Origin of the sequence: Nocardia araoensis NBRC 100135, assembly GCF_000308435.1 — a bacterium.
Classification (GTDB): domain Bacteria; phylum Actinomycetota; class Actinomycetes; order Mycobacteriales; family Mycobacteriaceae; genus Nocardia; species Nocardia araoensis.
Genome location: NZ_BAFR01000081.1, coordinates 1 through 11,188, shown reverse-complemented (window position 1 = coordinate 11,188; position 11,188 = coordinate 1). Strand labels below are relative to the sequence as shown.

Below are 11,188 nucleotides of genomic sequence, written 5' to 3'. Positions count from 1 at the left end.
ACCCGCGGCACCGCGCCGGACCTGTCGTCGCTGCGCTTCCCCGCCTACGCGGACGACGCGATCGACCTGTGCTACGTGAAGGACTGCGGCCGGGCCATCGCACTCCTGCAACTGGCAGACCGGCTCAATCACCGCACCTACAACGTCGCTTCCGGCCGTGCGACGACCAACGCCGAAGTCATCGCCGCGATCGAGAAGGTCGTCCCGGACGCCGGGATCGACCTCCCCACCGGTGGGTCCGGACAACGCAACTACCTCGACATCACCCGTATCCAGCAGGACACCGGCTACCGGCCCGACTACGACACCGAACGCGCGACCGCCGACTACATCGCCTGGCTGCGCGCGGGCAATGAGCGCTGAGCGGGTTTCGTGGCCCCGCAGGCGCCGCTGGGCCGGAAGGGTTCGACGAGTTGGGCGAGATAGCCGCTGGGGTACTGGGGCTTGGCGGCCATCCCGAGGTCGTCGCTGGTGAAGCGGCGGTCCGGGTCGTAGGAGTAGGTGCGCAACAGGTGATCCCAGAACAAGGTGAACAATCCGAAGTTGACGTCGCCGATGCCCGCCCATTTCAAGTGGTGGAACCGGTGTGCCTGGTTGAGCGCGAGCACGGTACGCAGGGTGCCTACGCGGTAGTCGACGTTCGAGTGTTGCAGTAGGAGTTGCACCGCGACGGTGAACGCTAGGGCCGAAGCCACCGAGGTGGGCAGGCCCAGCAGTACGAGCGGGATGACACCGGCGACGGTCTCCAGAGTCTGGTGCAGGGGATGTTTCATCAGGCCGTTGAAACCGTAGGCGCGTTCGACGCTGTGGTGCACGGCGTGCAGCCGCCACAGCGCGGGAATCTTGTGGCTGGCCAAGTGGGTCAGCGTGATGCCGAGATCAGCGACGAGAACCGCGACCAGCACCTGAATCGGGAAGGGCCACCGGTGCGGCCAGACATCGGCGGAAGGGATCAGCGCGGCCATCAGCGGCAGTGCGGCCACGCCGCCGAGGGTGAGCAGTTCGTTGACCACGGCGTGCGCGGTGTCGCGCCGACCGTCGTCGTGGGCGCGGTTCCAGTCGGCGTGGTAAGGCAGGATCCGTTCGGCGGCGAACGATGCGGCGACCGCCAGCACCAGCAGCGGCAACAGCCATAATTTGCCGGCGCCGGTGGCGATGACGGCGAGCGCGGCGCCGTTGACCGCCAAGAGCATGAACGGCACGTAGCCGTAGCGAACCAAGGTGTGCATGCCGTTCAGCGTGGGGCCGCGGTCCCGACGGCGCTTGAACGGATTCGCTACGGCCGCACCATGGTGACCGCACCGGCGAGTTCGGAGGGGGTGAGCCCGAACATCTCGCGGCAGACTCGGGTGAGATGCGCGCTGTCGGCGAAACCCGCGGCGTGCGCGGCCTCGGTGAGCGTGCCGCCGCGACGGACGTGGTCCATCGCTTGTCGCAGGCGCGCCCACCGCAGATACGGAGGGAACGCCAGCCCGAGCTCGGCACGGAACAGATGACCGAGTCGGCTCGCCGACAGTCCGACCGCGGCGGCGAGCTCGGCCAGACGCAGCGGGCCGTCGAGCAGATCCGGCAGCAGCTCCAGCGCGCGACGCAGCGCCGGGTGCCGGGCAGCGCCGGTGGGAGCGGGATCGCCGATCAAGGCCGTCAGTGCGGCGTGCGCCAGTTGCTGGGGATCCCGCTCGCCGTCGTCGAGGTCGAGCAGTGGCAGCGCGGCCCGCGACCACGCGGTGACCGAGTCGACGGCGCTCCCGGTGCGCCGCACACAATCGGTCAGCGCGCGCCCGAGGGGCGACTGCGCGTCGGCGAAGACTAGCAATCCTGTGGCCGTACCAGTGGTTTCGTGCGATACACCGGGCGGGATCAGCGCCGCTCGCCCCGACCAGTCGCGGCCGGCGTCATCGCGCAGACCGACGGATCCGTCGGTGCTGAAGATCAATTGCGCGGCGGCGTGATGGTGGCGGTGCGCGCTCCCGAGCCGCCCGGCGTACAACAGTCTGCCCGGGTACAGCGTCGCGGTGCCCTGCCACATGTCCGGCGCCTCCCGATCCGGCCCGCTACGACTCGGCCGCCGCGGCCTCGATCGCCTGCTTCATCTCCCTCAGGCCGTATTCGGTCCGAATCCGGACCTCCGGCGCGGCCGACTCCGGCAAGACGTCGGTGATCCAGATCAGCCTGCCGCGCTCCCCCTCGACGCGAACCTCGAACGAAGCGTGATGGTATTCCAGCGCGGGTCTGGCGCCTTCGACGACGGAGTACGCCAACCGGCGAGCCTCGTCATCGATGGAGACGATCCGTTCGCGGATCACATGCCCGTCCGGGAAAGTCAGCGAACGTTCCGCTCCGTCGAGGCGGGTGTCGACGACCCGGCCCGGGAGCAGGCGTCGATGCACGGCGCCGACATCGCGTACGACATCCCAGATGTAGCGCGCCGGAGCGTCGATCACGATCTCGTGGCGAATCGCTGTCATCGGGCCGACGCTCCTCGTCGCTGGGGCAGATCAAGAGCAATCTACCCACACGCGATTCGAGCCACCAGGGTCCGTGCGCCGATCACCTCCACAGACCGCCGCAGGGCAACTCGGGCAACTCGACGTGCACATCGTCATCGATCGTGACGATCAGATCCGGATGACTGTGCGCCAAGTCCGCGGCCAGACTGCGGGCCTGTTCCGCGCACGCCCGGTAGTCCAGGACCAAGGCGCCGCATTCGATATGGATATGCCGGATATGCCGCGGGTCCGTCATGTCCGCCGCGCTGTCCGATGCGTCGTCGTCACGGCCTGCTCCGCGCCACCGCCTGACATCGATCGCAGCGCGTTCGAGCCATGCGGCAGACCGGGCTTCCTCTGGCTCACAATGCCGAACTCCTCATAACATAGGTCAAGATCTACTGTCGACCCCGCGCCTACCAGCCGCATAACCGGTGACTATGGCGGAGTGCCGCCGATCTCGGTAATCCACTGCAAAGAATAACCAGTAACTTACCAGCTATCGCCGATGCACTCCAGATGGCATCGAGAGCGCATCGGCGTCCGGAGAACTCAGCGCGGCGGCCGGCTCATGTCTCGATTCATGGTCGGGATCTCGATGCTGATCGGCATCCGCAGTTCCGCCAGATAGAGCAGCGCCGCCCTGCGGAGGAATTCGTCGAACAGCCAGTAGGCGTCCGGTGCGAGCGGCACCACGGGGAGCAGACCTTCCCGCACGGCGATGAAGGGTCCCCAGCTCAGCCGCAGCAGCGGGTCCCAGACCGGCTCCCTGGCGATGGCCAGCCCGTCGGCGATCTGGTCGCCGAGCAGGAAGCGGGTGAAGGCGCCCAGCACCGGCTTGCTGAGGACGGCGAAGTCGAGGTTCGCCCCCAGGCGCAGCAGCCGATCGGCCAGCTTGGCGCCCTCCGGGGTCGGCCCCAGGATGGGATCCAGCACCTGCGCGGCCTGCGAGTTGGCCTCCGGCCAAGAGTTCGGAATGTATTCGTCCCGGATGCCGAGCATGTGCCCGCCCACCTGCCACGAATGCAGGAACGCCTCCGACTCGGCGGCGGGGATCGGCACTTGCCATGCGGTCAGATGCTTCATGACGGTGGTCGGCAAACTGTGCCAGGTGACCATCATGTCGTTCTGGCTGATCGGGATGTCCTCCTCGGCGGAGTAGACCCAGTGCGGCGACTGCGGCAGCAGATGACGCACGGCGGCATGGACCAGCCGGGTCTTCACGCAGGTCACGATCATCTCACCATCGGGCGCATAGGCATTCGCGGTCCCGATGTCGTAACCGAGTTTGGCGGTCTTCAAGATGCGGTCCTTCAGGTCGTGACCGCCCTTGGAGTAGTAGACCGCGCGGGCCTCCTTCGGAATGACCGTGCTCATCATGCCGCTGGCCAAGCCGTAGAGCACGCCGAGATACAACCCGCGCTTCTTGTTGAACTCGACGGCGGTGGCCAGCTTGCCGCGATCGGCCCAGGGCGGCAGCTGACGTGCGTACTCCATGAAGTCGCGCAGATCCGGCGGTAATCCGTCCGGCAAAGGCTGACCGTTCGCGGTCCAGGTGCGCAGCAACTCGTTGACCCTCGGCACCTCCCCCCGGTCGATCAGTGAGGCGACCAACTGGTCCGCCTCGGGGTCCCAGACGGTGAGCGGATCGGCCCCTTCGCCGGAGCCCGCCACCGAACCCTGCGGGGACCACGTCCACGGCTCCGCGCGGGCCGGGGTAACCATGGCCAGGGCCCCGAACGCGCCCAACACCCCTCCGGCTTTCAACGCGTTGCGCCTGCTGAGTCCATCCATGTCTGCGCCACTCCTCATTGAGCCGAGCGCCGCCGTGATGATGCGACGAAGACCGGCGGCACTCATTATCGCCGTCGCAGCGATAAGAACAGTCATTAACTTAGCAAGCAGCACCGGTGGTTGTCCCGCCTTTTGGGCAACTTGCAGGTACCGATCGCGCCACGACCTACGCCCACCCGGCTCGATACCGGAATCGCACATGATCAGCACGTTCAAGCTAGTCGGACAATGGTCCAGCAAGACGGTGATCGACCGATGCCCGACGTAGCGGCAGTAGAGCTGCGCCTACATCGAACCGTAAACATCGCTAATGTCTAGTCACATAAGTAGGGATCGGTGAGCCTGCCGCCGCTGCGCCGACGCCGATGGGAGCCCCGACACGACAAAACGGGCCGGGCGGTTGTACCGCCCGGCCCGTTTTTCGGTCGACGTCAGCGACCGGAGTGGCTGTGCTGTCCGCCACGCACCTTCGCTTCGTTGGGCTGCGCCTCGGCGCCCTTGCGTCCGGCCGCGCTCGGATCGGCGGAGTTGCGGTCGCCGAAGCTGCCGGTGCTGGCCTGGCCGCCGCGACGCGCCTGCTCCTCGGTGTCGGAACGGTTGCCGAACTGGCCCGGGTTGTTCTGGTCTGCCATCACGTGCTCCTTTCGGTAGCGGATGAAACCGACTGTGGCTCTTGGCGCCACGCCTTGGTGCTACCCCTGCCGCGGCGCTCGAATCGGCCTCCGAGCTTCTTCACACGATCGAAAAGAACTGCCCTTACAGGGCATATCCGAGTATCCGTCGAACGATCGTCCAAACAAGCCGGACGTCAACGGATTCGGTGACCGTGAGGTCACGAGCGGCGTGCGTCGAGCTTGTCGATATCGCCGAGAACCTTCTCGTGCCAGAGTATTTCGGCTTCGATCCGCATGGTGGCGTGTTCCACGATGAGGTCGTCGGCGAGGTTCTGGTCGGGCCAGCGACGGTCGAGCTGGTGCTCGACCCGGGAGCGTCGCGCCCGCAGTGCGGCGAGGCGGTCTTCGAGGTATCCGCGCAGCAGCTCGCGGTCGAGATCGTCGCTTACCGCCAGCGCGAGATCCACCGGATCGGGCCGGATGTCGACTTCGGTGAACGCTTCGTCACGCAGGGCGCGCAGTTCCCGGTGCCCTTCGGCGGTGATCTCATAGACCGTGCGAGCGGGAAGCGCGCCGTCTTGCTCGGTGCGCAGGGGCCGGATCAACCCCTCGTCGGCCATCCGGTGCAGAGCGCCGTAGAGCGACCCGGGCTTGACCCGCGACCACAGGTCGGCGCGGTCCAGACGGGCATCGCGTCGCAACTGATGTCCGTGCATGGGGCCGCGTCGGGCGAGAGCGGCGAGGACGAACAACCTGGTCTCGTTCACCCAGCTAGTCTGTCACGACTACTCGTATTTGAGTACTCTCTCGGCCATGGCTGTTCGACCGATCCTCATCGCGGGCGATCCGCGGCTGACCACGCCCGCCGTCCCCGTCACCGTTTTCGACGGAGACCTCGCCGCCTTCATCGACGACCTGTTCGACACCAACACCGCCGCCAACGGAGCGGGTCTGGCCGCGAACCAAGTGGGAGACCCGCGCGCGGTCTTCGTCTACGACCTGGTCGACGCGGGCCGGCGGCACCGCGGCCACGTGATCAACCCGGTCCTGCGAACTTCCCCGCTCCCCGAGACGATGCCGGACCCCGACGACTTGGAAGGGTGCCTGTCCGTGCCGGGCGAGTGGTACCCCACCGGCCGCGCGCATTGGGCCGAGGTCACCGGCGTCGACCTGACCGGCCGCCCCGTCACCGTCGAGGCCACCGGCTATCTCGCCCGCTGCCTCCAGCACGAGACCGACCACCTCGACGGCCGCCTCTATCTCGAACGCCTCATCGGACGAAACAAGCGAGCCGCCCGACGCATGATCAAGGACCGACGATGGATGCACCCCGGCCACAGCTGGCTCCCCGGCACGGATACGCCGTGATTCGCCGTTGGCTCCTCCGGTCGCACCGGCTGAGCCCCGCCGACCCTGCGTGACGATGCGGGTATTCCGCACGCCGCACCAGCGGAGTCGAAGTGGGCGCCGACGAAATCGAGTAGTCGTCTACGCACGATCGCGCGGCCGATCGCGACGAGCATTCGGTAGCGCTACAACCGTTCGTGCGGCGGGTGCGCGTCGAGACAGTCGGAATCGAGGTCCGCGGCGCCCGCTGTCAGCAGTCTCAGAAGGGCCGAAGAGATGAAGAAGTACGAAGTCCAACCCGGCGACACCCTCTCCGCGATCGCGCAGCGGGAATACGGAGACAGCAGTCTGTTCCCGGCGATCGCGCGCCAGAACCACCTCGCCGATCCGAATTCGATCGATGTCGGACAGCAGCTCCTGATCCCCTACATCACGCGGCGCCACCTCGTCACCACCGCCGACTCCACCGCGGCGCGCAAGCAGATCACCCAGCGTTACTACGGGACCGAGGACGCCCACCACCAGCTGATCTGGGAAGTCGTCAACGGTGTGGCGCAACGTGCGATCCAGCGCGGCGCGTGGCTGCACATTCCGGAGCTGGCCGATGTCGGTCACCACACGGTGGTCGAAGGGGAAAGCCTCGCGATCCTCGCCGAGCGCTGGTACGGCGACGCGCACTTGGCCTTGATGATCGAGTTGGCCAACCATCTGCCCTCCGGCACCGAACCGGCTCCCGGCCAGGTGATCATCGTGCCCGGCCTGAACCGCCGTCGCGACGTCGCGGGCGACACGCTGCGCACGATGTGCGAGCGCGAGTACGGCCCCGCGGATCTGGACACCAGAGTAGGAGTGGTCGCGGCGGCGAATCACATCGCCAACCCCGACGCGCTCTTCTCCCGCCAGGTGATCCACTTCCCGTCGTGACCGGGTCGGCGGCTACGTCGTCGCGCGAGCGCGTCGCTGCCGGGTCCGGCGCCGCACCAGCCAGCTCGACAGGCCGGTGAGCGCCAGCACCAGCGGGGCCAGACCGAAGGCCAGCCAGATCAGTCGCCACCAGCCGTTCACCAGCCAGCCGAAGTGTGCGGGCTCGAACACCTTGGCGTAGAAGGTGTTCGCCAGCGGCCGGTCGTGGCTCGCGTCGACCACCTTGGTGTCGGAGTCGTCGTAAGGGTTCACGTAGACCGTGACGTCACCGCTGTAGAGGAGACGGTGCTCGCGCGGCGAGTAGGCCCCGGCGACGGTGGCACGGTAATACGGGTCGGTGTCCGTGGGTAGCAGCAGGTAGGCGAGTCGGCCCGGCGCGGCCCGGCCCACGATCGCCGTGGCCTCGCTGATGGACAGCTGGGGCCGCCGTGCCGCGTCGCCCGGCCGCGGTACGAAAGACCTCTCGGTTCGTTCGAGGGTCGCGTTGCCGCCGGTCGCCACCAGCCAAGCCCTCTGCAGGGCAGGCCATTCGATGGTGGTTCCGGTGATGCCCCACACCAGCAGGAACGGTACCGCCAGTATGCCGATGACGTCGTGCAGGTCGCGATCCCTGGCGAAGCGCCCCTTCCGCAGCCGGACCCGGAAACCGTCGCGCAGCCGCGCGAGCGACGGCCACCAGATGACGGCCCCGGACACCGCGAGCGAAACCAGCAGTATGCCGAGCGTGCCCAGAATCAGCGCCCCCCATTTGATGCCGATGAGCGGAGCCCGGTTCTCCAAGAGCGGGATCGCGCCGGCGTAGCGCGCGCAGCCGAACGCGCAATTGTGCAGATTGGTCAGCCAGCCGAGAACACCGTCGGTCAGATTCGCCCGCTCGTTCATTCGGCCGGTACCGGGGTCGACGGAGTAGGCGGCGGTGTAGTTCGCGTTCCCGATCACGATCACACCGCCGTCCACACCGACCCAGCCGACGTCGAAACCTGGATCGGTGGAGCGCACCAGCGCGACGGCCTGTTCGGTGTCGATCACCGCGGGCGCGTCCGTGTGGCGATAGAACGAGGCGTGTTGCGCGCGGAACAATTCCGCGTGGTAGAGCAGGATCGCACCCGAAGTCGACTGGACCACCAGGACCAGGCCGAGAATCAGCGCCGACCAGCGGTGGATCGAGATCAGTCCGCGCCGTAGCGATTTCCGAGATCGCCTCCGCGATCGGACGATCCGCTTGCCAGGCCGGTGCACCACCGCGGTCGCGTTCATAAGGTTAGGCTAACTTCAAAGATCGACCTTCCCAGTGTGTGCGGGTGCGTCTCCGGACGGCTTGCGCCCCCGGCGGCGGACTGTCGCATTGCTGATAGGTTGCGAAAGCACCGACAGCCGGGCGCAAGGGCTTGTCTGCACCACCTCGTCGGCGGATGATCTGATCAGAGTCACCCGGACTCGGATTGTCGTTGCCGGGCCGGGTTCGGATCGCCCAATCGCTCAGCCAAGGAACATCATCATGATCACCAAAGCCACGCAAGCGATCGCCGCCACCGCTCTCACCCTGACCATCGGCGTCCTCTTCGCCCCGGCAGCCTCGGCCGCACCGGCCGCCCCCGCACCGACGACGAACGCCGCCGGGTCGGTCGCGGTATGCCTGAACGTTCCGCTGGGCTCGGTCAGCGTCAGTTTCTGCGTCTGATCGGCACGGGCAGAAGGTTCGACTGCCGCGACCCGGTCCCAGTTCGTCCTCGAACAGGCGCGCCCTCAGCCGCGCAGCGCGCGGTCCAGCAGCGCCCATGCGTGCCGGGCGGTCTCCTTCTTGGACTGCGCGTCGGTCTTCGACAGCACGGCCGCCAGCATCGCCAGTGCCAGGACCACATCCGCGGTGGTGATGTCCGCGCTGATCGTGCCGCGCTGACGCGGATCCGCCAGCTTCTCCGCGATGAGGGTGATCAGCCGTCGCGCCACCTCGAACAGGCGCATGTCTTCGGTGTTGGTGGGATGGATCATCGCGATGAACGCCGCCGAAGTGGTGATCTGGTCGACCATGATCGCCAGCAGATCGTCCACGGTGACCGCGGGATCGGCCGCCAGCGCCTCGATGCCCTCGATGTTCTCCTCGAACACCGCCAGCGCGATGCTCTCCCGCGTCGGGAAGTGCCGGTAGAGCACGCCCTGCCCCACGCCCGCGGCCCGCGCGATCGAGCTGAACGGCGCGTCGAACCCGCTGTCGGCGAAAACCTCCCGCGCCGCCCGGATCAAAGCCGCCCGATTGCCCGCCGCCGCCTTCGGCCCCCTGTTCACACGGCGTGGCGAGGTCATTCGGGCAACGTTACCGGACCATCGACTACCGGCCCGCAGCACGCCGGAGGCCCGGCCGGGGCGCCGGAATCCCGCCGTATGCAGTGCGCCGTATCGACGCGGCGCGGTGATCTCCCGCATCGCCCTTCCTGCGGAAGTGGCCGAGCCGAGGTATGCACCCCAGCGTGGGTGTTCCGAGGCCACGATATCCGGCGAGCGGCCCTCTTCGTGCCCACCATCGGCGGGTCGGAACGAAGGACGCGCGTTCCGCTGCCGGACGACGACGCGGACTACTACTGCGATGAGACCGCTTGCCGCTCCGCGAGTTCGGCGAGCCGGTCGAGCGAAGCCGACAGTTTGTCCGCAGTGGTCGCGCGGGCGCGGACCTGACGCTTCTCGTCGGTCAGCGACGTCCAGTCGTAGGTGTGGGTGACCCGGGTGCGCCCCTCGCCCGCGGGCTCCAGCTCCCAGCGCCAGAGGTGGCCGGGCGGCTGGTTGCCCGGCTCCGACGGTCGCCACGCGATGCGGCTGCCCTCGATGAACTCCACCACGTGGTTGTCGCGCACGGCCCCGTTGGTCAGGGTGGTGCTGAACACCGCTCCGGCTTCGCGCACCCGCTGCCCTGCCGCGGCCTCGGCCAGGTTGTCGTTGCCGTCCCAGCGCGGCTGCTCGGCGGGATCGGCGATGAGCTCGAAGATCTCCGCCTGTCCGGCGTTGATCTCACGGCTGGCGCTGACGATACGGGGAACCTCGTTCTGGTCTGTCACGTGCCGATCGAAGCATCCGGGCCGAGAGCAGGGCAAGCCTTCTGCTCGAGCCTGTGCCAACTCACCCCGCACCGGTCCGCTCCCTGGCACGGCGGATCGGTGCGGTATGACTGATCCGATCCGACATCCGATCGACGAAGGGACGCGCTCATGGGCGAGCGAGTTGCAGTAGTGTCCGGCGCCGCACGAGGGATCGGTGCGGCGATCGCCAAGCGCTTGGCCGCGGACGGTCTTCGGGTCGGCGTGCTCGACCTCGACGCGGCGGCCTGCGCCGACACGGTCCGCGCGATCACCGAGGCCGGCGGCCGGGCCGTCGCGCTCGGCGCCGACGTGTCGAACGAGGAGTCGGTCGCCGCCGCCGTCGCGCAGCTGGAGAACGAGCTGGGCGCGCCGACCGTCGTGGTGAACAACGCGGGCATCCTGCGCGACAACCTGCTGTTCAAGATGAGCGTCGACGACTGGGACGCGGTGTTGAACGTGCACCTGCGCGGCGCCTTCCTGCTCACCCGCGCGGTGCAGAAGCACATGGTCGAGCAGAAGTGGGGACGGGTCGTCAACATGTCCAGCACCTCGGCGCTCGGCAATCGCGGCCAGGTGAACTATTCGGCGGCGAAGGCCGGTCTGCAGGGCTTCACCAAGACCTTGGCGTTCGAGCTGGGCAAGTTCGGCGTCACCGCCAATGCCATCGCTCCCGGGTTCATCGTCACCGACATGACCGCCGCCACCGCCGCACGCGTCGGCGTCTCCTTCGAGGACTTCCAGAAGGCCGCCGCAGCGCAGATTCCCGTGCAGCGCGTCGGCACGCCCGAGGACATCGCGCACACCGCCTCGTTCCTGGTGAGCGAGGGCGCCGGTTTCGTTTCCGGCCAGGTGATCTACGTGGCGGGCGGTCCGACCAACTGACTACCCGCCCCCGCCCGGCGTGCCGGGTCGGGCGGGGGCGGTAACGTCGCAGCACATGAATCGGCGT

Annotated in this window: 15 protein-coding genes; 5 read left to right on the top strand and 10 right to left on the bottom strand. The window is 67.8% G+C overall.

Translation table 11 applies throughout. The features are described from left to right. Positions 1-363: NAD-dependent epimerase/dehydratase family protein (locus tag ON21_RS10900; RefSeq protein WP_039797634.1), on the top strand; the 363-nt coding region annotated here is incomplete at its 5' end. Here ON21_RS10900 and ON21_RS10895 read toward each other — a convergent pair. From ON21_RS10895 to ON21_RS10865, 7 genes are all read right to left on the bottom strand, one after another. Beyond that, positions 327-1,229, bottom strand: coding sequence for a sterol desaturase family protein (locus ON21_RS10895; RefSeq protein ID WP_039797632.1), 903 nt, complete (start codon positions 1,227-1,229; stop codon positions 327-329). The two genes, ON21_RS10900 and ON21_RS10895, sit on opposite strands and share 37 nt — an antisense overlap. Positions 1,230-1,276: 47 nt before the next feature. Continuing rightward, on the bottom strand, positions 1,277-2,029 hold the full coding sequence (locus ON21_RS10890; protein ID WP_039797629.1) for a helix-turn-helix transcriptional regulator: 753 nt from the start codon (positions 2,027-2,029) through the stop codon (positions 1,277-1,279). 25 nt (positions 2,030-2,054) lie between these two features. Then, the gene (locus ON21_RS10885; RefSeq protein WP_039797627.1) at positions 2,055-2,468 is read right to left on the bottom strand and encodes an SRPBCC family protein; all 414 of its coding nucleotides are present in this window, start codon (positions 2,466-2,468) and stop codon (positions 2,055-2,057) included. Positions 2,469-2,550: 82 nt separating this feature from the next. Then, positions 2,551-2,745 (bottom strand): hypothetical protein, encoded by a 195-nt coding sequence (locus ON21_RS10880; RefSeq protein ID WP_039797626.1) that lies wholly within the window; start codon positions 2,743-2,745, stop codon positions 2,551-2,553. A 296-nt stretch (positions 2,746-3,041) separates the two neighbouring features. Then, on the bottom strand, positions 3,042-4,283 hold the full coding sequence (locus tag ON21_RS10875) for an oxygenase MpaB family protein (protein ID WP_039797625.1): 1,242 nt from the start codon (positions 4,281-4,283) through the stop codon (positions 3,042-3,044). A gap of 431 nt (positions 4,284-4,714) precedes the next feature. After that, complete coding sequence (locus ON21_RS10870; protein ID WP_039797624.1) at positions 4,715-4,915, bottom strand: hypothetical protein; 201 nt, start codon at positions 4,913-4,915, stop codon at positions 4,715-4,717. A 200-nt stretch (positions 4,916-5,115) separates the two neighbouring features. Further along, on the bottom strand, positions 5,116-5,664 hold the full coding sequence (locus ON21_RS10865; protein ID WP_039797623.1) for a PadR family transcriptional regulator: 549 nt from the start codon (positions 5,662-5,664) through the stop codon (positions 5,116-5,118). A 46-nt stretch (positions 5,665-5,710) separates the two neighbouring features. Between ON21_RS10865 and ON21_RS10860 the strand changes: the two genes are divergently transcribed. Both ON21_RS10860 and ON21_RS40595 read left to right on the top strand, forming a co-directional pair. Further along, positions 5,711-6,265, top strand: coding sequence for a peptide deformylase (locus tag ON21_RS10860; protein WP_039797622.1), 555 nt, complete (start codon positions 5,711-5,713; stop codon positions 6,263-6,265). Positions 6,266-6,520: 255 nt separating this feature from the next. After that, entirely contained in the window at positions 6,521-7,168 is a 648-nt protein-coding gene (locus ON21_RS40595; RefSeq protein ID WP_039797621.1) for a LysM peptidoglycan-binding domain-containing protein, read from the top strand. Positions 7,169-7,180: 12 nt separating this feature from the next. On the opposite strand, the gene ON21_RS10850 is transcribed toward ON21_RS40595, so the two are convergent. After that, the gene (locus ON21_RS10850) at positions 7,181-8,425 is read right to left on the bottom strand and encodes a PepSY-associated TM helix domain-containing protein (protein WP_051020674.1); all 1,245 of its coding nucleotides are present in this window, start codon (positions 8,423-8,425) and stop codon (positions 7,181-7,183) included. Between the two features lie 241 nt (positions 8,426-8,666). Between ON21_RS10850 and ON21_RS10845 the strand changes: the two genes are divergently transcribed. Next, positions 8,667-8,849, top strand: a complete 183-nt coding sequence (locus tag ON21_RS10845) for a hypothetical protein (RefSeq protein WP_039797620.1) — start codon at positions 8,667-8,669, stop codon at positions 8,847-8,849. 65 nt (positions 8,850-8,914) lie between these two features. On the opposite strand, the gene ON21_RS10840 is transcribed toward ON21_RS10845, so the two are convergent. After that, positions 8,915-9,472, bottom strand: coding sequence for a TetR/AcrR family transcriptional regulator (locus ON21_RS10840; protein ID WP_039797619.1), 558 nt, complete (start codon positions 9,470-9,472; stop codon positions 8,915-8,917). 272 nt (positions 9,473-9,744) lie between these two features. After that, positions 9,745-10,218: an SRPBCC family protein gene (locus ON21_RS10835; RefSeq protein ID WP_039797618.1), complete on the bottom strand. Its 474-nt coding sequence runs from the start codon at positions 10,216-10,218 to the stop codon at positions 9,745-9,747. A 150-nt stretch (positions 10,219-10,368) separates the two neighbouring features. Here ON21_RS10835 and fabG point away from each other — a divergent pair, with 150 nt between their 5' ends. Further along, complete coding sequence (gene fabG, locus ON21_RS10830) at positions 10,369-11,121, top strand: 3-oxoacyl-ACP reductase FabG (RefSeq protein ID WP_039797616.1); 753 nt, start codon at positions 10,369-10,371, stop codon at positions 11,119-11,121. Positions 11,122-11,188: the final 67 nt, after the last annotated feature.